We start from the raw sequence: 23228 nt of genomic DNA, 5'->3' as shown, positions 1-23228 counted from the left end.
GGCTCAGCCGCCTTTCGCGATGACCGTCAGCGCGGAAGCGCGCGCGGTCATGGAACCGATGCTGAAGGGCGAGGGCGCGCCCGAAGTCACCGCGACTCTGCTGCGCAATCCGATCACCCGCGCCGCGGTGCGCGCCGCGGCGGCCAATCATCTGAAGCCGCTGAACAAGGGGCGCGCGAAGCGCTTCGGGGTCGAGGTGGAGAAGGGCAAGGTCGCGGGGGTGCCGGTGAAGTATGTGCGGCGCCAGGGTACGGATGCTGCGGACCGGCGGCTGCTGATCAATTTCCATGGCGGCGGCTTCATGGTCGATGCGGGATCGCTGACCGAGTCGATCCCGATCGCTGGGCTGACCGGGATCGCGGTGACCACCGTGCTGTACCGCATGGCGCCCGAGCATCCTTATCCCGCGGCGGTCGACGACGCGCTCGCGGTGTATCGGGATGCGCTGGCGTATCGGCCGGCGTCGGCGATCGGGATCTACGGGACGTCGGCGGGGGCGTGCCTGACCTTGCAACTGCTCGCGCGGATCAAGGCCGAGGGGCTCGATATGCCCGCGGCGGCGGGTTTCTTCTCGGGCGCGGGCGACTTCACCATCGTCGGCGATTGCGAGGCTTATCTGCCGCCGATCATGGGGACGCGTAGCGCCGCCGAGACGATGGACGAATATTGCGGCGGCGCGGACCGGCGCGATCCGCTCTTCTCGCCGACCTTCGGCGATCTGTCGGGGCTGCCGCCGATGCTGCTGATGACCAGCACCCGCGACCAGTTGCTGAGCCACACCATACTCGCCGACCTCGCGTTGCGCCAGGCGGGGGTCGACGTCGACCTGCGCGTCTACGAGGGCATGGCGCACGCTTTCTGGGCGTGGATCGAATGCCCCGAGAGCGAGGTCGCGCTCGCGGCGCAGGCCGAGTTTTTCATGAAGCACCTTGGCGCATGAGCGCGGGGCTTTCCTATGTGGTCGGCCCGGCCGAACCGCCGGTGCCCGCGGGGACGATCGGCGACTGGCTCGATCGCGCGGTCGAGCTTTACGGCGATCGGCCGGCGCTGATCCTGCCTTGGCAGGGGGTGCGGTGGAGCTGGGCCGAGCTCGGCGAGCGGGTCGATGCGCTCGCGCGCGGGCTCGACAGTCTGGGGCTCGCGGCGGGCGACCGCGTCGGCATCTGCGCGCCCAATTGCGCCGAATGGGTGCTGACCCAGCTCGCGACCGCACGGCTCGGCATCATCCTCGTCTCGATCAATCCCGCCTATCGCACCCACGAGCTCGGCCATGCGCTGCGGCTGTCGGGGGTGCGCGCGCTGGTCACCGCGGGGCGCTTCAAGACGTCGGACTATCTCGCCATGCTCGCCGAGCTGGCGCCCGCGACGGCGGGGGCTTCTTGGCCGATCTTTGATCCGGGCCTGCCCGACCTCCGCCATGTGATCGAGATCGGCGGCGCGGGCGAGGGGGCGCGGATCGGTTTCGACGCGCTGCTGCTGCCGGGCGAGCGCGTGATGCCGCGGGTGGCGCTGGGCGAGAACCAGCCGATCAACATCCAGTTCACCAGCGGCACCACCGGCGCCCCCAAGGGCGCGACGCTCAGCCATCGCAACCTGCTGCACAATGCGGTGTCGGCGGCGGCGGGTATGCGGCTCGGGCCGGGCGACCTTTTGTGCATCCCGGTGCCGCTCTATCATTGCTTCGGCATGGTGCTCGGGGTGCTCGTCTGCCTGACCAGCGGCGCGGCGATGGTGTTTCCGGGGCAGGCGTTCGACCCCGCCGTGGTGCTGAAGACCGTCGCCGACGAGCGCTGCACGGCGCTCCACGGCGTGCCGACGATGTTCCTCTCGATGCTCGACCATGAGGATTTCGCGTCGTTCGACCTTTCGTCGCTGCGCACCGGGATCGCCGCGGGGGCGCCGTGCCCGCCCGCGATGATGCGGCGGATGATCGACGCGATGAACCTGACCGACATCACCATCGGTTACGGCATGACCGAGACGAGCCCGCTCAGCACGCAGACGCGCCCGGGCGCCGACATCGAGACGCGCACCGACACCGTCGGGCAGATGCTGCCGCATTATGAGGGGCGCGTGATCGATGGCGACGGCGCGCTCGTGCCGCTGGGGCAGCCCGGCGAATATTGCTCGCGCGGGCCGGGGGTGATGCTCGGTTACTGGAACCAGCCCGAGGCGACCGCCGCCGCGATCCAGGGCGGCTGGATGCACAGCGGCGACCTCGCGACGATCGACGACCAGGGGCGCGTGCGCATCGTCGGGCGGATCAAGGACATGATCATCCGCGGCGGCGAGAATATCTATCCCGCCGAAGTCGAGGCGTTCCTGCTCGGCCACCCCGACATCGCCGACGCCGCGGTGTTCGGCATCGCCGACGCGCGGCTGGGCGAGCGCGTCTGCGCCTGGGTTCGTGTGCACAGGCCGCTCGCGCCCGAGGCGATCGTCGAATGGTGCCGCGGCAAGATCGCGCACCACAAGATCCCCGCGCTGGTCCGCATCGTCGACGAATTCCCGATGACGGTGACCGGCAAGGTCCAGAAATTTGCGATGCGCGATGCCGAAGCCGCGGATTGAACCAACCCCGGCCGAGCTCTACGGCCCGCTGTTCGCGCGGGTGCAGGAGCGCGGGATTTTGTCGGACGGCAAGATATTCGTCGACGCGGTGCCGCGGCGGCCGATCGGCGACATCATGGCCGACTTCGCGGCGCTGCCGGCGGGGGATGCCGAACTGATGCGCTTCGTCGAGGCCAATTTCCGACTGCCCGCGCGCGTCGCGCCGCTCGAGCCCGCGCTGCCGACGCGGCCGCTGCGCGAGCATATCCGCGCGATGTGGCCGACGCTCGCGCGCGGTCCGCAGCCGGGGGCGCCCGACAGTTCGGCGCTGCCCGTCGGGCACCGCCACGTCGTTCCCGGCGGGCGCTTTCGCGAGATTTATTATTGGGACAGCTTCTTCACGATGCTCGGCCTGATCCGCGACGGCGAGACGGCGCTCGCGACGGGGATCGTCGATACGCTGACCGACCTGATCGAGGATCACGGCCATATCCCGAACGGCACAAGGACCTATTATCTCGGGCGGTCGCAGCCGCCGCTTTTCCATATGATGGTCGCGCTGCTCGGCGAGGCCGCGCCCGCGGTCGCGGCGCGGCGGCTGGCGGCGATGAAGCGCGAGCATGGCTGGTGGATGGAAGGCGAGGCGGATCTGGCGCCCGGTGCGCGCGCGAACCGCGTCGTGCGGCTCGCCGACGGCAGCCTGCTCAACCGCTATTGGGACCCGCGCGGGACGCCGCGCGACGAGAGCTGGCGCGAGGATGTCGAGACCGCCGCGGCGAGCGGGCGCCCCGTCGCCGACGTCTATCGCGACCTGCGCGCCGGCGCCGAGAGCGGCTGGGACTTCTCGTCGCGCTGGCTGGGCGGCGCGGGCCTGGCGTCGATCCGCACCACCGCGATCGCGCCGGTCGACCTCAATGCCTTTCTCTACGGGCTGGAAAGCGCGATCGCCGCGGGGGGCGATGCCGACGCGGCACCCTATGCCGAACGCGCGGCGCTTCGGCGCGCGGCGATGCAGCGGCATTTGTGGAACGCGGCGGCGGGACGGTTCGAGGATTATGATCTCGAGGCGGGTGCGCTGTGCGGCCAGTTCACCGCCGCCGCGCTCGCGCCCTTGCTCGCGGGGGTGGCGACGCCCGAGCAGGCGGAGGCTACCGCGCGCGCGACCGCGGCCGAATTGCTCGCCCCCGGCGGCCTGCGCACCACGCTGGTCGCGAGCGGCGAGCAATGGGACAGCCCCAACGGCTGGGCGCCGCTGCAATGGATCGCGGTCGCGGGCCTCCGCCGCTATGGCCATGACGCGCTGGCGCAGGACATCGCCACCCGCTGGATCGCCGCCGTCGAAGCCGCCTATACGCGCACCGGGCTCTTGTTCGAAAAATACGACATCGAAACCCCCGCCAAAGGCCATGGTGTAGGCCAGGGCGGCGAATATGCGCCGCAGATCGGCTTCGGCTGGACCAATGGGGTGACGGCGGATCTGATGGATGGGGCTTGAGGTGCGGCGGCGGCTGTTATCCAATGTCGGAGCGGTTGTCTAAGGCTCCAATCTAGTTGAGAACAGTCAGCGAACCATCGGCCGTCGCCGCGACGTCAAATCATCCCGCGATAATGGTGCACGTGGAATGCCTATAGCATCACTTATCTTGTCGTCTATCCTGCGATAACTTGCCATGCTCCAGCTTCCGCAGGGATCAGATCTCCATCTAATCTTTTTACCTTTTTCATCGACATAGAATCCTCTGATGTCTTTGAAGCAATGCCGTTTTATTTTAGGATATAGATTTATTCTGGTTGCATCAATATTACGAAATACGCCTCTTTTCCATCCAAGAGAATTTGTCCAAATTGGTGGGATGAGAAGAGTGTCATCTTTCAGATCAATATCTATGTCTACAACGTTGTCATATTGATTGGAAAATATATATATATTAACTTTGAAACGGGCATGGGTGCAAATTCTCGAGGTGGATTTGCTATGATAGCTTGACCAAGTAAATACTTTCCACACGGAATTTGCATCATAAATAATTCTCCTTCGGCAGGCTCATGCCTAGATCTTTTGATGACCCGAAGGTTGGTGTCTCCATCCATATTCAGTACCCGTTTCTAACTAACCATGATTCACCCCAAATGCCTGAACTCATCAGATCGTGACGACTTCATGCTTGTCAGTGCCTTCGATCCGCCGGATGATATAGTCGCGGTGTCGCTGGATGTGCGGTCCGATCTCCCCGCGTCGAAGCGCGGCGTCCACTTCGTCGAGGCAATCGATGACTTCTCGAACCATTGCCTCGATATGCTCCTCGCGCGTCTTGCGCCACCAGCGATCAGCCGAGAAATATTTCACCCGGCGCGGATTGCGCAGCAACTCATAACCGCCGTTTGCGAAGTCCGGAATTATCGGGCCATCTTGGGGTAAAATGTCGCCGCTCGTGTCCAATATCCCCGTCGGTGGAACGGCGACGAAGCGCAAGGCGAGTGTTGCCCTGTCGAGCGTAAACATTTGCACGCTCAGAATGTGCAATATGTCATCCTCGATGCGATGGAGCAGTTTCAGTGGCTCGTGAAGTGTTGTTTGAAAGTCGCGGTACTCGCGCGGAAAACTGGCCTGAAAGAAATTGCGCTGGATGAGCGCGGGAAGCAATAGATGCTTCAGAGTTTTGCGGAGGATGGGGTGCGATGTGTCTTGGGGCATCGGGCACTTTTCCTGAAATCAGCCTCATTTCTGCTCGCGACCGTGTTCCAACCGATCGATAGCTCGCGTCATGGTGCTTCGTGGGTCCCCTCGCGTCACGGATCCGAGTTGCACGGCCTTGTGGCTATAAAATGCGATCGGCTTGGGCAGTTCGATGGAGTGAAGGCGTCCAGAATAAAATGTCGCATTCGCCCGTTGTTTTTTGCCGTCAACCAGCATCTCTATCTGGAAAAGTGCATCGTGATACAGTTCACGATCCAGCAAGTCTTTTGGATCAAGCGCATAGTGAAAGATGGGATTGATGCGGCCCTTGTTATATCTGCTCTGGAAGAAAAATTGGGAAAGCTGCCGGCACAGCCTGCTCCTATCAATTTCCGGAAGAGATAAGGCTAGGTGATTCGCTATTTTATCGGTTGGATAAGCGAGGCTCCAAGATCCTTCGAATGAAAGCCACCGCAGGATATCGCCCAACAGCTTGATCGGAATGTGAATGATTAGATTAGCGGCGTTCACATTCGCAATCCTCTCCTACGACAGTCGTGCCAGCAAAGATCGATGCCGATGTTGCTTTCATCCAATCTGGTATCCGATCCAAACCACGAAGCGGTTTCGGTAGCCGATTTCCCATCTGACCATGACCGATCGGATATCGGTCCGCGTCGTGCTTATAGTGCCGTTTGGGATCGACCCAGCTGCCATTTAATCCACCGCGTTTGTTGAGCATTCGGTTCATCCGCGGCCAGGTTTCCTTGGGGAATAGGCTATTGACCCTCTTACGTGAGATCGCGTGTGACCACTCCTTCCCCGTCACTCTCGTCAGCGACCGCGGTCCATGCCGTAGTAGCGCGAGCTTGCTGAAACCTCCTCCGATGCCTCCCAACGCGCCAGCCAAGATAATGTCGCTCGCCGACGCGCAATCGTTGGTAAAATATTCTATTCCAGCGCCGATGGCAAAACCAAGTATTATCGGCACTACTTCGCCCGTGGGATCCGTATAGCGCAGAGGATTGGCAAGCGCATAAGAATATAGGTTAACATCCCCCTCCAACCCAATCGGATCGGCCTGCACATAGCGCCCCAAGCTCACGTCATAATCGCGGTAGTAGTTGTAATAGAGCTCGGCGTGCTGCCTTGCCTGACCCGGGAAGCCCGGCATGCTGTAGCCGCCCGGCGTCACTATCGCGCCGCTCGCATCGGTGACCGCTACCGGGGTGCCGAGGTGGTTGCCCTGGACCCAGTGGATCGCGGTCGAACCGCCGGCGGGGACCACGACCGCGAGCGGCATATAGCCGCCGAGGCCGTCGTCGCCGCCGAAGGGGGCGGCGCCGCCGAGTTCGGGGAGCAGCCAGATATGTTCGGCGCGCAAGTCGGCGGTGGTCGCGCCATATTCGCCGATCAGGCGGTGGTGCTGGTCATAGGCGAAGTGGCGCGTGTCGGCTGCGCCGCCGCCCGCGGGCGTGGTGACCATCCGGATGCGCTCGTCGAAGCCATTGTAGGTCATCGCCTGGCCCGGCGCGCCGGTCGCGGCGTAGCTGGTGAGGCGGGCGTGGCCGTCATAGGCGAGCGTCACCGTGCCGCCGCCGGGCAAGGTCTCGCCGGAGAGGTTGCCGCGCGCGTCGTGGGTGAAACTGCGCGTGCCCGCGGGCATCGCCACCGACGCCAGCCGGTTGGTGCCGCTCGCCCTGGTATAGGTGTCGCTCTCCGCCGGGGTGAGGTCGCTTATGTTGGTGCGGCGCTCGACCGCGGTGCGGTTGCCGTTCGCGTCGTGCAGGAAATCCTGCCGCGCGAAGGTGCCCGCGTTGCCGTCCATGCGGGTCAGCCGGTCGACGGCATCGTAGCCGAAGGCGAGGCTGTTCGCCGGGTTCACCAGGTCGGTGATCGCGACGATATTGTCGTCGGCGTCATAGCCGTAGCTCACATGCCAGACGTCGGTCCCCGCCGCGGTGTACAGCCGCTTCGAGGCGAGGCGGCGATCGCTGCCCCAGTCGAGCGCCAGCTTGAGCCCGTTGCCGAGGTCGGCCGACTTCATCGGGCCGAGCGGCTCGTAGGCGATATTGTCGGCGAGGAGCGTCCAGGCGCCGCTGCTGTTCGGGCGCGTTTCGACGCGGATGACGCGGCCCTTGTCGTCGCGGGTGTAGGCGACGAAGCGTGCGCTCGGCAGGCGGGTCTGGACGATGCGGTCGGCGAGGTCATATTTGAGCGTCAGCGTGCCGAGCGTCGTCCCGACGATATTCTTGCCGAGGAAATTGCCGCGGTGGTCGTAGCCGAAGCGCGTGGTGCCGCCGGCGTCGGTCATCGTCGCGAGGCGGCCGACGCACCAGCAGGCGGTCAGCGTGTTGCCGTCGTAGGTGTAGCTGACGATCTCCGCCGCGGGGCGCCCGACAGGGATCTTCTGCGTCAGGCGATTGAGGATGTCGTAGCTATATTCGATCACCTGGCCGCGGCCGTCGGTCGCCCTGGTCAGGTTGCCCGCGCTGTCATATTCGTAGACGCTGGTGCCGCGGTCGGGGCTGGTCTCGCGGATCACCTCGCCGAAGCCGTTGCGCACGAAGCTCGTCTGCACCGAAGCGGCATCGGTGAAGGCGGCGATATCGTCCCTGGCGTCGTAGCCGGTGGCGGTGGTCCCGCTGTCGGGGGCGAGCGTCGAGATGAGGCGGTTGAGCGGGTCGAAGGCCATGTCGGTCGCGTGGCTGCGCGGCGACGTCGTGCGCGTGGGATTGCCGTTCTTGTCATACTCCCATGCCGTCGTCCGGCCGGGCCCGAGGGTCTCGGTCAGCATGCGGCCGAGGCTGTCGAAGCTGCGCGCGATCGTGCTGCGGTCGGTGCCGGCCGCGGTCTTGATCTTCTCCTGGACGATATTGCCCATCGCGTCGCGCTGGACGCGCCAGCGCTCGCCGTCGGCGCTCGCGACCTGCATCAACTGGCCCGCGAGGTCGTAGGTGAAGATCATCTTCTGGGTGCCGGGCAGGGTGATGCCCTTTACGCGGCCCTCGATATCATATTCATAGGCCGTGATCGCATCGAGCGCGGGCAACGCGGGATCCTTGCGATTGGTCGAGAGCAGCCGCCCGAGCGCGTCATAGGCGAAGAGCGTCACCGCGCCATTGGGGTCGGTCATCGATCCGGGGCGGCCATTGGCGTCGTAACCCGCGAAGGTCGTGACATGGCCGAGCGCGTTGGTCATCGTCTGCAGATTGCCGGCACTGTCGTGGGCGAAGCTGGTCACATCGTCCTGGCCGCCCGCGGCAGGGCGCGGGCCGTCGACCGACGCCAGGCGTCCGCCCGCCGCCCAGCTGTAGGTCTCGGTCCGCGTCTGGCCCGCGGTGGCATAGGGCAGCGTATGCGTCGTCGTGTCGGTCAGCGTTCGCGTCAGCAGCTGACCGGCGGCGTCGTAGCTGTAGTTGGTGCGCAGCCCCGGCACGTCGACCTGCTCGGGCAGGTCGAGCGCCGCGTGCCAGACGATGTTGCTGGTCTGCGCGAAAGCGGTGCCGAAGGCTTCGGTGATCGCGGTCGGTCGCAGGTTGTTGGTATCGTTGGTGATTCTGGTCACCGCGCCGCGACGGTCGGTGATCGTCTGCGGGATGCGCCCGCCGCTGACGCCGGGAACCGACTGATAGGCGATGGTTTCGCTGTCGGCGGGAACGGTGGCGGTGGCGAGGCCCTCGACCTTCGTGAGCACCGGCGGCCGGCTGATCGGCGTGTTGTAATAGAAGCGGTAGAAGCTGTAGTCCTCCTGCCGCCCCAGCGGGTTGGTCACCCGGCGATAGAGCCATTTTTCATTGGCATTGTCGGTGAAGGTGTAGCTGACCTCGACGCGGCCGACCCCGCCCGCGCGCTCGCTGCTCGAAGCGAGGCCATAGGGGTGGTAGCCATAGGTCGACAGCCGGTTGCCGTTCTGGTCCTTCGTGCCGGTCAGGGCATAGGGGTAGACATTGTTTTCGTAGAGATATTCGCGCGCCCAGAGCTCGGTCCCGCCCGCGGTCTGGCGGCTGACGCGCGTCAGCCGGTCTTCGCGGCCGACGCGATCGAGGTTCGACGTATCGTCATAGGTGTAGACGAGCTTGGTGGTGTCGGGCAGCCCGATTTCGTCGATGACCTTCAGCTTGTGCGGTGTGTCGTAGGTGAAGCTCACCGCTGTCGAGCCGCCGCTGCTGGTCAACGAGGCGAAGCCCTTGGTCTTGGTCTCCTCCCAGCTGAGCGTCATCTCGCGGCCCAGATTGTCGCGGACCTTGTCCGGATATTCGCTCGTTCCAGGATAGTCGAAATAGCGGACATAACCCCCGGGCTCGCCCTGCTCGATGGGGACCAGGTGGCGGACGCGGTCGCTGTCGATCCAGTCGTCCGCACGGCGGAAGAGGATATAGGTGCCGTCGGGTTCGGTCATGCGGAACTCGGCGGGGCCGTTGGGGACTGCTGCGCTATTGCGCAGATAGACCTGCCGCGTCGTCGTCGGCGTGCCGATGACCTCGAGCTTGCGGCGCCCCTTGCCCGAAGTGACGAAGGTCCAATTGTTCGGATCGTCGGTATCGGCCGCGGTGAAATAATCGATGCCGCCGGTGGCGGTCAGATATTCGAAGCGCGCGACGTCGTTGGTGACGCTGCTGTTGTTATAGACGGTCAGGCGGCCGGGCAGGATGCCGTGCCAGTTCGGGCCGAATCCCTGGAGCGGGGTGGTCGCCCATGTCCCGCCGCCGCGGTGCTGGCGGCTGCTGTAGTGGCGATCGACGCGCAGCAACCCGTCGGCGGTGGCATAGTCGCTTTCCGACTGGAATTTGGCGCCGCTGGTGATCGAGATCGGGTTGCCCGCGCTCGGTTGCGTGCACTTGGAAACCGGCTGTGCCGGCTCGCGGCAGCCATTTTCGCCGTCGTCGTCGCGGGCGCGCGTGCAATGATATTCCCACCAGAAACGCGTCGGCTCCCATCCGCTGGGGCAGCGGAGATCGACCCATGCCGCGATCTGGGTGCCCGAATTGGGCGGGCCGCCGAACTGTCTGGGAATCCAGTTGCAGCCATATTTGACGGGCGAGACATAGTCCGGCGATTGATAGGTGGCATTCTCGTTGAAAATCTTGTGCTGACGGCGGCAGGCGTTGTCGGGACTGGAGAAGCCCTGCGTGTCGCCGGCGGTATACCACAAGGCGGCGGGCGGCGGCGGCGGTTCGCTTCCTGGAAGGCTCTGGGCCAGCGCTGGAACGGCAAGGAATGCGATCAGTGCCGCCAGCGCGGCGACGATCCCGCGCGGCAAAACTCGGTCCATCCGAAGAATCTCCCCTGATGCCACCGCGCCGGTCGGGCGATGGTTATATTTGGAGATTACTGTTCTGGCGAGATGAAATGGTCAATCCGGATCGCTCGATATTAGCGTAGAGATAAATCCATATCGGATAATCATTTGACGATGTGACGTATTTTCAAGAAGATCATTGCCGTTTTGGCAGGGGCTTATTCCAGAATTGCCCGCTATTATGCCGCTGCTTCCGGAAGATCGGCATAAATCAGGTCATTGTCGATCCGAAATGGCTGGAAGCTGCCGAGCGCGCACGGCTTCGACGCGACGGTGAGCCGGCTGACCGCCGACGTCGCCGCCAAGGGCATCCGGCATTTCGCGACGATCGACCAGGCCGAACTGGCGCGCGGCGCGCGCCTGCCGTTGCGCCGCTCGACGCTGATACTGTTCGGCAACCCGCCGCTGGGCGTGCAGTTCCTGCAGATTGCCCCGTTTTTGGAAGGCAAAGTTCAACCGCCGGCCTGCCTTCCTCGAGGATATGTCGCCTCATCCCGGGTTCGAGATACTCGCGCAATCCAAAACGCTCCCATTTTTGCTGATGTCCGGTTGCGGGCCGGCACGATACGCTCTTCCCAAAATGACGCGAGGAGGATGCGATGGATCTGGGTCTCAAGGGCAAGAAAGTCATCATGAACGGCGGCGCGCACGGGCTTGGGCTCGCGTCGCTCAAGATTTTTGCCGCCGAGGGCGCCGATGTCGCCTTTTTCTCGCGCGATGCCGGGAAGGTCGCAGCGGCCGTGGCGGCGATCGATGCCGCGGGGCCGGGCAAGGTGTTCGGCGAACAGTTCGACATGACCGGCAATCCCGACGGCTATCGCGCCTGGCTCGAAAAGGCGCGCGACACGCTCGGCGGCTGCGACATCTTCATCCACACGGCGAGTTCGTCGGGGCAGGGGGCGACCGGCGACTGGCAGCGCGGGCTCGACATGGACGTGATGGGCGCGGTGCACGGCGTCGAGGTGCTGACCGAGGCGCTCGCGGCGTCGGGGTCGGGCTCGATCATCTTCATGTCGTCGACCGCGGCGGTCGAGACCTTCATCGTGCCGCAGGCGTTCAACGCGCTGAAGGCCGCGCTGATCACCTATGGCTCGCAGCTGAGCCAGGCGCTCGCGGCGCAGAATATCCGCGTCAACATCGTCTCGCCCGGCGCGATCTATTATCCCGGCGGCAATTGGGAGGTGATCAAGTCGGCGGTGCCGGCGCTCTATGAAGGCACGCTCGCGCAAATGCCGATGGGGCGCTTCGGCGAGCCCGAGGAAGTGGCCAAGGGCATCGTGTTCATGGCGTCGCCGGCGTGCCCCTATATGACCGGCGCGCACCTCGTGATCGACGGCGGCTTCACCAAGCGCGTCCAGTTCTAGGGCCAGGCGATGAAACTCTATCAATCGCTCGGTCCCAATCCGCGCGTGGTCCTGATGTATCTCGCCGAAAGCGGGGTGCAGGTCGATCGCCGGTTCGTCGACATCATGGCGGCGGAGAACCGCCAGCCCGATTTCTGCGCGAAAAGCCCGCTCGGCCACACACCCTTGCTCGAACTCGATGACGGGAATTGCATCGCCGAGAGCGTCGCGATCTGCGAATATCTGGGCGAGACGCTGGGCGGGCACGCCCTGCTCGGCGCGACCGCCGAAGAGCGCGGGCGGACCCGGATGCTGGTGCGCATCGTCGACCAGCTCGTCGTCGTGCCGATGACCGCGGGCTTTCGCGGCGCCGAGGGGCTGCCGATGTTCCAGAGCCGGCTGCTCTGCCTGCCCGATGCCGCCGGCGACCTGAAGCGGCTCGCCGCCGACGGGCTGGTGCAGGTCGACCGGATCGTCGGGGCGGGGCCGTGGCTCGCGGGCGAGCGCTTCAGCCTCGCCGACATCCTGCTCTACAGCTTCGTCGAATTCGGCGCGATGGTCGGGCAGCCGCTCGATCCCGCGCTCGCCAACCTGGCCGCCTGGCGTGACCGCGTCGCGGCGCGACCCGGCGCCGTCGCCAGCGCCAACCCCCAACTGGGCATCGGAGAGCCTGCATGACCGAGACGACGATCGATCGCGACACGCTGCGCGATATCTATACCCGCACGATGCGCGTCGCGCGCGCCGACGAGAAATTCCGCTCGCTGCTGATGACCGGCAAGCTCGCGGTGATCTATTATACGGTGCGCGGGCAGGAACTGGTGTCGGCGGCGGCGATGGCGGCGCTCGAACAGGATGACTATCTCGTCACCACCTATCGCGGCCAGCACGACCAGATCGCCAAGGGCGTGCCGCTGAACCCGTTGTTCGCCGAGATTGCGGGCAAGGTCGGCGGCACCTGCCGCGGCAAGGGCGGGTCGATGCACATCACGCATCCCGAAACGGGCGTGATGGTGACGACGGGGGTGGTCGGATCGGGGCTGCCGATCGCCAACGGCCTCGCGCTCGCCTCGCAGAACCGCGGCGACGGCAAGGTGACGATGGTCTGCTTCGGCGACGGCGCGACCAATATCGGCGCCTTCCACGAGGCGATGAACATGGCGCAGCTCTGGAAGCTGCCCGTGATCTTCCTCTGCCAGAACAACCGTTACGGCGAGCATACCGCCTTTGCCGACCACACCAAGGTCGATTCGATCGTCACCCGTGCCAAGGCCTATGGAATGGCCGGGGCGCACGTCGACGGCAACGACGCCATCGCGATGTACAAGACCACCAAGGCCGCGGTCGATCGCGCGCGGGCGGGCGAGGGGCCGACGCTGATCGAGGCGATGTGCTACCGCATGATGGGCCATTTCTTCGGCTCGGACTTCTCCTACATGCCGAAGGAGCATCTCGCCGAGATGGCGGCGGAGGACCCGTTGCCGCGGCTGCGCCAGCTGATGCTCGACCATCAGTTCAGCGAGGCCGAGCTCGATGCCATCGTCGCCGACCTCGACGCGCAGATGGACGCCGCCGCCGAATTCGCCGCGAACAGCCCGCTGCCGGGGCCCGAGGAAATCCGCAAGGACGTCTTCGAAGAGGAGATTGCGGCATGACCCAGATCACGATGACGCAGGCGATCAACCGCGCGATCGACGAGGCAATGGCCGAGGACGAAGGCGTGATCCTGCTCGGCGAGGATGTCGCCGCGAAGCAGGGCGGGGGCGTGTTCAAGATCTCGTCGGGGCTGACCGAGAAATATGGCGAGCATCGCATCCGCGCGACGCCGATTTCGGAGCAGGCGATCGTCGGCGCGTGCGTCGGCGCGGCGCTCGCGGGCTTCCGTCCGATCGCCGAGATCATGCTGATGAACTTCGTGACCGTCGCGATGGACCAGATCGTCAACCATGCCGCGAAGCTGCGCTTCATGTCGGGCGGGCAGACCAACGTCCCGCTGGTGATCCGTACGACGACCGGCGTCGGGGTCGGCTTCGGCGGCCAGCATTCGGACATGCTCGAAGCGTGGTTCGCGCATGTCGCGGGGCTGAAGATCGTCACCCCGTCGAACGCCGCCGACGCGCAGGGGCTGATGCGCGCGGCGATCGCGTGCAACGACCCGGTGATCTTCATCGAGAATATCCTCTGCTACGGCCTGAAATCCGACGATCCGGGGCCGGGTCATGTCGTTCCGCTGGGCAAGGCGGCAGTGGCGCGCGAGGGCAGCGACTGCACGATCATCACCTATGGCCGCACCGTGCTCGACGCGCTCGAAATCGCCGAGCGGCTGGCGGGCGAGGGGATTTCGGTCGAGGTGATCGATCTGCGCACCATCGCGCCCTATGACGAGGCGACCGTCACCGCGTCGGTCGAGAAGACCGGCCGCGCGGTGGTGCTGCACGAGGCGGTGAAACAATATGGCACCGGCGCCGAAATCGCGTCGCGGCTGGGCGAAAAATTGTTCGGCAAGCTCAAGGCCCCGGTGACGCGCATCGGCGGCGCCTTCTCGGCGGTGCCGATGGCGAACGCCCTCGAGCAGGCGTGGATCCCGAACAAGGATAAGATCGCCGATGCGGTGCGCACCGCGGTCAACTGGGAGGGTTGAGGCGATGGCGGAGGAACTGCGCATCCCGAAGATCGGCATGTCGGCGACCGAAATGACGCTCAACGAATGGATGTTCGGCGACGGCGAGCGCGTCGAGGTCGGCGACATCATCTACACGGTCGAGACCGACAAGACGACGGTCGAGATCGAGGCGCAGGTCGCGGGTACGATCCGTCCGACGGGCGTCGAGGGCGAGGTCTATCCGGTCGGCGCGCTCGTCGGCACGATCGAATGACCCCGCTCGAAGCCAGCAAGGCGATGTATGCTGCGGTCGCGCGCGGCGAGTGGGATGCGGTCGCCGGCTTCATGGCCGACGATCTCGTCATCCACGAGCCGACCTCGCTGCCCTACGGCGGCGAATGGCGCGGGCGCGATGCGCTGCAGCGGCTCTACGCGCATGTCATGGGCTATTGGGAAGAGCCGGTGGTCAAATGGATGGAACTGGTCGGCGGCGAGACATATGCCGTCGCCTTGCTCCACTTCACCGTGACCGCGAAGTCGAGCGGCAAGCGCTTCGAGACGCATATCGCGGAGGTCACCGAGTTCGACGACGCCGGCAAGATGGCGTCGATGCGCATCCATTATTTCGACACCGCGCATATGGTCGAGCAATTGAAGGCATAGAGATGAGCAAAGCGCCGCACGTCATCGTCCTTGGCACCGGCGGTGCGGGTTTCACCGCGGCGCTGTCGGCGCATGAGGCCGGCGCGCGCGTCTCGCTGTTCGAGAAGGGCGATCGGGTCGGCGGGACGACCGCCTGGTCGGGCGGGATGATCTGGATCCCGAACAATCGTCATGAAGGGGCGCTCGGCGTCGAGGACAGCCGCGCCAAGGCGCTGACCTACCTCATGTCGATGTCGCACGGGCTGATGCAGCAGCCTCTGGTCGAGGCCTTCCTCGATCATGGACCCGAGATGGTCGCGTTTCTCGAGGCGAACACGCCGGTGCAGTTCCGGCCGATCCCCGAATTCCCCGACTATCATGCCGAATTCCCGGGCGGGATGCCGAACGGCGGACGCTCGCTCGATTGCCCGCTCTATTCGTTCCACGAGCTTGGCGAATGGGCCGACAAGGTGACGCAGTCGCCCTATTATCCCTCACCGCATTTTTCGATCTACGACACGCCGCTGGGGCAGGCAAAGCCGCAGCCGCTGGCGCCCGAGGAGTTGCAGCGCCGGATCGACGGCGATTTGCGCGGCAGCGGGCAGGCGCTGGTCGGGCGGCTGCTCCGCGCATGCCTCGATCGCGGGATCGAACCACATACCGGGCACCGCGCGGTGCGGCTGCTGATGGATGGTGATCGGGTGGCGGGTGTCGCGTTCGAGACCGTCGACGGCGAGATCGAGGTCGCGGCCGATGCGGTGGTGCTCGCCACCGGCGGCTTCGAGTGGGACGCCGACCTGCTCCGCGCCTTCATCCGCGGGCCGATGACGCATCCGCTGAGTCCCAAGACCAACACCGGCGACGGGCTCAAGATGGCGATGCGCGTCGGCGCGATGCTCGGCAATATGCGCGAAGCCTGGTGGATGCCGGTCGCCGAGGTGCCGACAAGCGATTGCTCGACGGGCAAGACGCTCGTCGCGGGCCAGCGCAGCCTGCCGCATTCGATCATGGTCAACCGCGCGGGCCAGCGCTTCACCAACGAGGCGGCGAACTACAACGCGATCGGCGCGGCGTTCCACGATCAGGATGTCAGCGCCTTCGACTACAAGAACCTGCCGTGCTGGCTGATCTTCGACCAGCAATATATCGACCGCTTCGGCTTCGGCATGATCAGCGGCGAGCGCGGCGTCGCGCCGCCGCAATGGGCGATGCGCGCCGAAAGCCTGCCCGAACTCGCGGCGCGGCTCGGGATCGATGCCGAGGCGCTCGATGCGACGGTCGCGCGCTTCAACGCCCATTGCGCGAGCGGGCGCGACCCCGACTTCGGGCGCGGCGATGCGGCGCACGACCAATGGTGGGGCGATCCCGACGGGCGCGGCTCGACCGCGGCGACGCTGGGACCGATCGGCCAGGGGCCCTTCTTCGCGATCGAGATCAAGAGCGGGGCGCTCGGGACCAAGGGCGGGCCGCAGACCGATGCCGATGCACGGGTGCTGAGCGTCGACGGCGGCCCGATCGCGGGGCTTTATGCCGCGGGCAATGTCATGGCCTCGGCGATGGGCATGACCTACGGCGGCCCTGGCGGGACGATCGCGCCGGGAATGGTGTTCGGTTTCCTCGCGGGGCGCCACGCCGCGCGCGTTTCGGCAAAGCAGATGGAGGGTGCGGCATGAAGAAGGTCATCGTCCTCGGCGCGCCCGCCGATCAGGGTATCCCGCTGCTCACGGCGCTGAAGGCGCGCGGCCTCGAACCGACCGCCGGGGTGCGGCGGCCGGGCGCGATGGCGGCGACGCCTCATCGCGATGTGCCCGAGGTCGCTGCCGATCTTTACGACGTTTCCAGCCTGATCGCGGCTTTCGAAGGGCAGGATGCGCTCGCCATGCACCTGCCGTTCGAATTCGACCGCGAGCGCGCCGCGACGATGGGGCGCAACATCGCCGCGGCGGCGAGCGCGGCGGGGCTGCGGAAGATCGTCTTCAACACCAGCTGCTTCGTCGCCGACCGCGATTTGGACCTGTCGGCGCACGACGGACGGCGCGACATCGAGCGCGCGATCCATGAGAGCGGCGTGCCTTATGTCATCATCGAGCCGATGGTATTCATGGACAATATCACCCGCATCTGGTCGCGCCCGGCGATCGTGAACAGCGGGGTCTTCGCCTATCCGGCGGCCGAGACGCTGAAGATCAGCTGGATCTGCCTCGACGATGTCGCGGCCTATATGGTCTCGGCGCTGCTGCACGAGGACCTGATCGCCGACCGCATCGCGGTGGGCGGACCCGAAGCGCTGGTCGGCGCCGAGGTTGCCGAGCGGCTGTCGGTCGCGGCGGGGCGTCCGGTGCGCTTCCAGAGCCTGAGCCCCGACGAATTCGCCGCGCGGATGAGCGAGCTCGTCACCGGATCGCGCGACGTCCAGCCCGCGAGCATCTATGACGGGATGGCGAAATTCTATCGCTGGTACAACGACCGGCCGGTGTCGCCCGTCGCGCTCGACGCGGTGCCCGCGGCGCGGCTGCTGGGGGTGACGCCGACGCCCTTTTCGGAATGGGCGAAGCGGCAGGACTGGTCGCCGGCGACGGTTCCCGCCTGACCTAGGGCAGTTGCCCGCCCACATATTTGCCCAGCGTGCGGTGGAAATGGCGGATCCGGCTCTCCTGATAATGGCCGAGTTCGATTACGCCATTGGGCGAGGATTTCATCCCCTCCTGCACATAAGGGAGGTTCTCCATGTCCTGGTCGAACACGCCCGCCAGCGCGGCGCCGATCAGGTGGCTGGCGCTGGAAAAGGGCTGGTCGTCGGGGATCAGGTGCATCGGCGCCGCCTTGGGCGGCTTTTCGCCCTTGGGTGTGCGCATCAGGATGCGGACCTCCATCAGGCTGTGATCGGCATCGCCCCACGGCCGCCAGCGATAGACGATGTTCGGGGTCAGCCCGCCCCACGGCGCCCAATTGGGAAAGACGTTATAGGTGAAATTGTCGAGCATCTCGCTGTCGGTCGCGGCCGAATAATCATGCCCGTTCATCGCCGAAAAAGCGGCGCGGTTGGCCTCCGCGAGCACCTTGCGCGCCAGCATCGGATCGTCGGCATCGAAACCCTTGAGGTCGTCGGCCGACGCGGTGCTGCGCCGCGCGCGGCTATCGCCGCCGCCGATGAATTCCTCGAGCGATTTCAGGACGTAGAATTGATCCTTGCCCTTGATGTGCGGCGACATCGCGCCCGCGGGCGTGATCGCGCGGTTGAGGAAATCGCCGTAAAGGTCGTAGCGCGTGTTCGCGTCGGCGGTGAAGCCCAGGATCTGCGGATGGGTCACGATGCTGTGCCAGGCCTCCATGAAGGCCTCGGCGACCGCCTTCCAGTTCGCCGGAATGACGCGGCCGACCCACGCGCCGGTGTGACATTCGTCGAGCCGCCAATTGTCATAATGTTCGACGCCGGGACCGACCCAGTCGCGGAACGACGGCAGGTCATGATTCTCGGTGACGAGGATGAAGCCCTGCCAGCTCTCGACCTTGAGCTCGGGCAGGCTCATGTCCTTGGTTTCGAGATGCTTGAAGTCCCATGCGCACGGCGCTTCCTTGAAACGCCCGTCGTGGTGCCAGGAGAAACCGTGGAAGGGGCAGCGCAGGTGCACCGCCGGTCCGCTCTCGGTGCGCAGCTTGCGGCCGCGGTGGAGGCAGACATTGTAGAAGGCCTTGACCGATCCGTCCTTCTGGCGGACGAGCAATATGCTCTTCTCGTTGATGTCATAGACGACGGTGTCGCCAGGGTTCGGCATATCCTCTTCACGCGCGGCGAATTGCCAGATGTTCGGCCACATCCTCTCGCGTTCGAGCTTCGCCCAATCCTCGCTGACGTAGCGCTCGATCGCGATGGGCTCGTCGCCGAGTGATTGATTGGATTCGGCGAAGAGATAGTCGGGCACGCGCCGCGTGTCGGCGTTCAGCATGTCGGTGTAGCTGGTGCCCGGGCAGCGATCGTCGCGGTCCTGGTCGTGGGGCGGGGAGAGGTCGTTCATCACTGGCTCCGGAAGGTCAGGCGATCTGGTCGAGCGGCATCTTGCACGCCGCGGCGATCGAGCGGTGGACGCCGTGCAGCGCCGGCTCGTTCGCGCCCAGTACGACGTGGAAGTCGTCGGGGGCGGTGACGAGGTTCGCATAGCCGCTGCTCGCGACGCGATAATCCTCGGTCTGGACGACGGTCGCGGTCGCGTCATAGGCCATCTCGCACATCGCGCGATGCTGCTCATTCTCGACGCCGAAGGGGGCGTAGACGGCGAACTGGCAGAACATCTTGCCCGCGCCGTCGGGGAAGAGGCGGAAGAGCTGGGTGAAATAGACCCCCGGCGTCACCGCGCCGAAGAAGACGACGGTGTTGGGGAACAGGAAATGCACCCCGCCATAGTCGGTCTCGGGCCATTCGCTCTCGTCCTTGCCGACGAGATTGCCGATCGACAGGTCGGGGAAACTGACGCGGTGATGGCGTCCGATCGGTTCATAGACGTTGCGGTCGCTGTAGTGCGTGCCGCCGATCGTCGAGGCGTGGAGCATCTTGAAATGATAGCCCTCGCCATAGGTGTCGAGCGCGAATTTCCAGTTGGATGTGGCGGTGAGGATGCCCTTCTTGACCGGCTCGGCGCGGTGGAGTTCGAGCTGCGCGAGCACCGGGCCGAAGTCGCCGAGATGCGCGGCGGCGTCGATCGGCGCGCCATCGGGATTGGCGCGCACGAAGATCAGGCCGAGATGTTCGGCGCAGGGCAGTTCGATGAGGTTGCGCGCGCCGATCTCGCAATTGGCGAAACCTTCCTTGCCCGGCTGGCCGACGAGCTGGCCGGCGGGATCGAAGGTCCAGGCGTGGAAGGGGCAGACGAGACGCGGGCGTGAACCCTGCCAGGGTTCCTTTTCCTCGACCAGCTTCGCGCCGCGGTGGGTGCACATGTTGAGGAAGGCGCGCGCGACGCCGTCCTTGCCGCGGGTGACGAGGATCGACGGGCCGACCGAGTCGAAGACGAGCGTATCGCCTGCATTGGGGATGTCGCCCGACAGGCCGGCGACGATCGGCTCGTTCCGGAAAATATGCTCCATCTCGGCGGCATTGCGCGCCTCGCTCATATAGACGGACTTGTGCAGCGGCAGCGGTGCCTCCGCGCGATCGGTGCGGTTCTCGGACACGATCGCGACCAGTTTGCGCAGGCCCGCGCGCGCATTGCGCTTGCGGACGGCGAACCAGTCCTGCGGCGCGATCTTCGGATCGGACTCGGCCATGGCATTCCCTCACATTTTGCCCAGTATGACTCCGGGTCGCGAAGGGCTTATCGCACAAAGCCCGGCGCTTGTGCGCTATCGCTTTTGAGGGGAGAGACATGCCCGCAACGCTCGCATCGCTCGGCGACATCATGCAGCTCGCTTTCGTGCCGTCGGACTTCGACGCCGCGGTGAAGCATTGGACCGAGGTGATGGGCGCGGGGCCTTTCTTCCTGCTGCCGAACGTATCGCTCCCCGGCGGGCGCTATCGCGGCGAGGCGAGCAATCCGGTGTTCACCATGGCACTGGGCTATTGGGGCGACATGCAGATCGAGCTGATCCGGCCCGAGAATGACGCAAAGTCGCTCTATCGCGGCGAATATGCGGTGGGCGAAGGGCTGCACCATGTGTGCGTGCTGGTGGAGTCGATCGCCGAGGCGCGGGCGCGCTGCGTCGAGGTCGGCGCGGAGATCATCTTCGAGGCGCCGGTGGGCGACACCGGCGGGGTGATCTACGCCGATCCCGGCACGGGACCGGGGACGCTGGTCGAGTTGCTCGAACCGCAGGCGGGCACGCGCGAGTTGTTCGCGATGATGCGCGATGCGGCGATGGGGTGGGACGGGAGCGAGCCGCTGCGGTCGTTGGGGTGAAAAATCCTCCCTGCCGCGAAGCGGTGGGGAGGGGGACCGCCCGCAGGGCGGTGGAGGGGCCAGCGACCTTTGCGCCAGTGCCCCTCCGTCAGCGCTTCGCGCTGCCACCTCCCCATCGCTGCGCGACAGGGAGGATTAAAATGTCAGCTGTTCGCCCCCAGATACCCGAGCTGCCCGGCCTTGAAGATCGTCTGCGCGCGGTTGACCGAGTTCAGTTTCTCGCCCGCACGGTGGACGTGATAGCGCACGGTCGCATGGCTCAGCGAGATGATCATGCCGATCTCGCGGTCGGTCTTGCCGATCGCCGCCCAGCGCAGGCATTCGACCTCGCGCTTCGACAATTCGCAGTCCGACGGAATGCGCCGCTTCGTCCGCATCGCCGAGGCATAGCCCGCGATGAAGCGCCGTGTCGCCGCGCCCAGGATATGCCCGATCGCCGCGAACTGGTCGGCGAGGTCGGTGATCTCATGGTCCATCGGGTGATAGCTGTTCGCCGAAATCTGGCCGAAGGGCAGGTGGACCGGCACGACGATCGCCGCCTGGTAGCGCTGGTTCGCGGCGAAATAGCGCGAGAGGTCGATGTCGTCGAGATAGGGGTTGGGCACCGCGGTGCGGAAGCCCTCGCCGTTGCACCAGAAGGCCTCGCTCTCGTAGCGGCACGAGCGCGGCAGCGGCGAGTGGAGCGCGAGCCGGTGGTCTTCCCACCAGCGCTCGCCGTCTCCGAGCCAGCCGAAGAGGTCGGCGGCGAGCACCGCGCCGTCGGCATCGACCATCGTTTCCTTGGACGCAATATCGTCGCAGAGCGCGGCGCGGAGGCCATGGGCGGCGGCGAAATCGCGCAGCGCAACCGCCGCGTCGTGGATATCCTCCACGCAGCGGACCGTGACCGCTTCGACGAGCGCCCTCGTATTCATCGGCGGTGCGAACCCGTCGTCCGGCAGCCTGGCTGCTCTCTCTCCCACAGCCGGGACTATTTCACACTGATCGGCAAGTCGCAATGCATGTGTCATAGGCGTAGCACCGTCTTTGCTATGATGTTTTTCTGGACCTCGCTCGAACCGCCGAAGACGGTCCAGGCACGACTGTTGAGATAGCGGGCGGCGGCGACCTGCGCATCTTCGTCGCCGATCGGCGGCGGCGCTTCGTTGCCGTAGAGCGGGCGCCCTGTCGGCAGTTGCAGGCCGTCATAGCCGTGAAGATCCATCGCGAGTCCGTCGATCCGCTGGTGGATTTCCGACGACAGAAGCTTGACGAGCGAGGTTTGCGGCCCGGCCGGGCGGCCTTTTGCCATGTCGGCGAGAATGCGCAGCTCGGTCGTCTCCAGCGCCTCGGCTTCGAGCCGCAGCCTTGCGATGCGCGTCGCGATCCGGATATCGCCGCCGAGCGATCCGTTATGGCCGCTGGGGGCTATGCCCGCGAGCTGTTCGAGATGGTCGATCGCGCGGATCAGGCGCGGGGCGTGGAACGATCCGCCGCGCTCATTCTCGAGCAGGAATTTGGCGATCGTCCACCCCTGGCCTTCTTCGCCGATGCGGTTGTCGACCGACGTGCGTGCGCCGTCGAGGAAGACCTGATTGACCTCGTGATCGCCCGCCATGGTGATGATCGGGGTGACGGTGACGCCGGGCTGGTCCATCGGGATCAGCAGGAAGCTGATCCCCGCCTGTTTCTTCACTTCGCCGTCGGTGCGGACGAGGCAGAAGATCCAGTTCGCGTGGTGCGCATGGGTGGTCCAGATCTTCGACCCGTCGACGACATATTCGTCGCCGTCGCGGCGTGCGCGCGTGCGGAGCGAGGCGAGGTCGGAGCCGCTCTGCGGTTCGGAATAGCCCTGGCACCAATAGTCGGTGCCGGCGCGGATGGCGGGCAGGAAGCGGTCCTTCTGCTCCTGGGTGCCGAAGGCGCAGATGACGGGGCCGACGAGGCGGAGGCCGAGCACCGACAATGCCGGGGCGCCGGCGATCGCGCATTCCTTTTCGAAGAGATAGCGCTGCATCGGCGTCCAGCCGGTGCCGCCGCAATCCTCGGACCAATGATAGGCGACCCAGCCCTTGTCATTGAGGATGCGGTGCCAGACGAGGCCGATGTCGGGCTCGACGAAGACGCCGGGGGTGCGCCGCGCGCCGTCGCGCACATAGTCCGGCAGCGACGTGCGCAGGAAGTCGCGGACCTCCTCGCGAAATTCCAGTTCGTCCTTGGTAAGATCGAGATCCATAGTATT

20 protein-coding genes are annotated in these 23228 nt (G+C 65.6%); 13 read left to right on the top strand and 7 right to left on the bottom strand.

What is annotated here, in order from left to right; translation table 11 throughout:
- The first annotated feature begins 49 nt into the window (after positions 1 to 49).
- Genes ATE62_RS04635 through treF form a run of 3 tightly spaced genes read left to right on the top strand, consistent with a single transcriptional unit; the run spans position 50 to position 4045 of the window.
- Positions 50 to 940, top strand: coding sequence for an alpha/beta hydrolase fold domain-containing protein (locus ATE62_RS04635; protein WP_197411614.1), 891 nt, complete (start codon positions 50 to 52; stop codon positions 938 to 940).
- Positions 937 to 2571, top strand: a complete 1635-nt coding sequence (locus tag ATE62_RS04630; RefSeq protein WP_058807083.1) for an AMP-binding protein — start codon at positions 937 to 939, stop codon at positions 2569 to 2571. Before ATE62_RS04635 ends, ATE62_RS04630 begins: the two co-directional genes overlap by 4 nt.
- Positions 2552 to 4045 carry an alpha,alpha-trehalase TreF gene (treF, locus tag ATE62_RS04625; RefSeq protein ID WP_058818437.1) on the top strand — a complete coding sequence of 498 codons (1494 nt, stop codon included), beginning with the start codon at positions 2552 to 2554 and terminating at the stop codon, positions 4043 to 4045. The genes ATE62_RS04630 and treF overlap by 20 nt, the downstream gene beginning before the upstream one ends.
- 648 nt (positions 4046 to 4693) lie before the next feature.
- On the opposite strand, the gene ATE62_RS04620 is transcribed toward treF, so the two are convergent.
- The 3 genes from ATE62_RS04620 to ATE62_RS04615 are packed head-to-tail and all read right to left on the bottom strand — an operon-like array spanning position 4694 to position 10502.
- Complete coding sequence (locus tag ATE62_RS04620; protein WP_058807084.1) at positions 4694 to 5245, bottom strand: hypothetical protein; 552 nt, start codon at positions 5243 to 5245, stop codon at positions 4694 to 4696.
- Between the two features lie 24 nt (positions 5246 to 5269).
- The gene (locus ATE62_RS23170) at positions 5270 to 5758 is read right to left on the bottom strand and encodes a hypothetical protein (RefSeq protein WP_156420446.1); all 489 of its coding nucleotides are present in this window, start codon (positions 5756 to 5758) and stop codon (positions 5270 to 5272) included.
- Positions 5745 to 10502, bottom strand: coding sequence for an RHS repeat-associated core domain-containing protein (locus ATE62_RS04615; RefSeq protein ID WP_082662603.1), 4758 nt, complete (start codon positions 10500 to 10502; stop codon positions 5745 to 5747). The genes ATE62_RS23170 and ATE62_RS04615 overlap by 14 nt, the downstream gene beginning before the upstream one ends.
- Before the next feature lie 300 nt (positions 10503 to 10802).
- Between ATE62_RS04615 and ATE62_RS23165 the strand changes: the two genes are divergently transcribed.
- The 9 genes from ATE62_RS23165 to ATE62_RS04570 are packed head-to-tail and all read left to right on the top strand — an operon-like array spanning position 10803 to position 17706.
- On the top strand, positions 10803 to 11165 hold the full coding sequence (locus ATE62_RS23165; RefSeq protein ID WP_156420447.1) for a hypothetical protein: 363 nt from the start codon (positions 10803 to 10805) through the stop codon (positions 11163 to 11165).
- Positions 11129 to 11893 (top strand): SDR family NAD(P)-dependent oxidoreductase, encoded by a 765-nt coding sequence (locus tag ATE62_RS04605; RefSeq protein ID WP_058807088.1) that lies wholly within the window; start codon positions 11129 to 11131, stop codon positions 11891 to 11893. Before ATE62_RS23165 ends, ATE62_RS04605 begins: the two co-directional genes overlap by 37 nt.
- A 9-nt stretch (positions 11894 to 11902) precedes the next feature.
- Positions 11903 to 12550: a glutathione S-transferase family protein gene (locus ATE62_RS04600; protein ID WP_058807089.1), complete on the top strand. Its 648-nt coding sequence runs from the start codon at positions 11903 to 11905 to the stop codon at positions 12548 to 12550.
- On the top strand, positions 12547 to 13527 hold the full coding sequence (locus tag ATE62_RS04595; RefSeq protein WP_058807090.1) for a thiamine pyrophosphate-dependent dehydrogenase E1 component subunit alpha: 981 nt from the start codon (positions 12547 to 12549) through the stop codon (positions 13525 to 13527). The genes ATE62_RS04600 and ATE62_RS04595 overlap by 4 nt, the downstream gene beginning before the upstream one ends.
- Complete coding sequence (locus tag ATE62_RS04590; RefSeq protein ID WP_058807091.1) at positions 13524 to 14513, top strand: alpha-ketoacid dehydrogenase subunit beta; 990 nt, start codon at positions 13524 to 13526, stop codon at positions 14511 to 14513. Before ATE62_RS04595 ends, ATE62_RS04590 begins: the two co-directional genes overlap by 4 nt.
- A gap of 4 nt (positions 14514 to 14517) precedes the next feature.
- The gene (locus ATE62_RS04585; protein ID WP_056372846.1) at positions 14518 to 14748 is read left to right on the top strand and encodes a biotin/lipoyl-containing protein; all 231 of its coding nucleotides are present in this window, start codon (positions 14518 to 14520) and stop codon (positions 14746 to 14748) included.
- The gene (locus ATE62_RS04580) at positions 14745 to 15137 is read left to right on the top strand and encodes a nuclear transport factor 2 family protein (protein WP_058807092.1); all 393 of its coding nucleotides are present in this window, start codon (positions 14745 to 14747) and stop codon (positions 15135 to 15137) included. The genes ATE62_RS04585 and ATE62_RS04580 overlap by 4 nt, the downstream gene beginning before the upstream one ends.
- A gap of 2 nt (positions 15138 to 15139) precedes the next feature.
- Positions 15140 to 16789, top strand: coding sequence for an FAD-dependent oxidoreductase (locus tag ATE62_RS04575; protein WP_058807093.1), 1650 nt, complete (start codon positions 15140 to 15142; stop codon positions 16787 to 16789).
- Positions 16786 to 17706, top strand: coding sequence for an SDR family oxidoreductase (locus tag ATE62_RS04570; protein ID WP_058807094.1), 921 nt, complete (start codon positions 16786 to 16788; stop codon positions 17704 to 17706). Before ATE62_RS04575 ends, ATE62_RS04570 begins: the two co-directional genes overlap by 4 nt.
- Before the next feature lies 1 nt (position 17707).
- Here ATE62_RS04570 and ATE62_RS04565 read toward each other — a convergent pair whose 3' ends face one another.
- Together ATE62_RS04565 and ATE62_RS04560 are read right to left on the bottom strand one after the other, a co-directional pair.
- On the bottom strand, positions 17708 to 19132 hold the full coding sequence (locus ATE62_RS04565; protein ID WP_058807095.1) for an aromatic ring-hydroxylating oxygenase subunit alpha: 1425 nt from the start codon (positions 19130 to 19132) through the stop codon (positions 17708 to 17710).
- 16 nt (positions 19133 to 19148) lie between these two features.
- Positions 19149 to 20378 (bottom strand): aromatic ring-hydroxylating oxygenase subunit alpha, encoded by a 1230-nt coding sequence (locus ATE62_RS04560; RefSeq protein ID WP_058807096.1) that lies wholly within the window; start codon positions 20376 to 20378, stop codon positions 19149 to 19151.
- A 98-nt stretch (positions 20379 to 20476) separates the two neighbouring features.
- Here ATE62_RS04560 and ATE62_RS04555 point away from each other — a divergent pair, with 98 nt between their 5' ends.
- On the top strand, positions 20477 to 21007 hold the full coding sequence (locus ATE62_RS04555) for a VOC family protein (protein WP_058807097.1): 531 nt from the start codon (positions 20477 to 20479) through the stop codon (positions 21005 to 21007).
- Positions 21008 to 21150: 143 nt separating this feature from the next.
- Here ATE62_RS04555 and ATE62_RS04550 read toward each other — a convergent pair whose 3' ends face one another.
- Both ATE62_RS04550 and ATE62_RS04545 read right to left on the bottom strand, forming a co-directional pair.
- Positions 21151 to 21921, bottom strand: a complete 771-nt coding sequence (locus ATE62_RS04550; RefSeq protein WP_058807098.1) for a helix-turn-helix transcriptional regulator — start codon at positions 21919 to 21921, stop codon at positions 21151 to 21153.
- 92 nt (positions 21922 to 22013) lie between these two features.
- The gene (locus tag ATE62_RS04545) at positions 22014 to 23222 is read right to left on the bottom strand and encodes an acyl-CoA dehydrogenase family protein (RefSeq protein ID WP_058807099.1); all 1209 of its coding nucleotides are present in this window, start codon (positions 23220 to 23222) and stop codon (positions 22014 to 22016) included.
- Positions 23223 to 23228 lie beyond the last annotated feature (6 nt).

The sequence above is a fragment of the Sphingopyxis sp. HIX genome (assembly GCF_001468285.1).
GTDB lineage: Bacteria > Pseudomonadota > Alphaproteobacteria > Sphingomonadales > Sphingomonadaceae > Sphingopyxis.
Note: the sequence above shows the minus strand (reverse complement) of the source record. Positions and strands in the feature narration are given on the sequence as shown.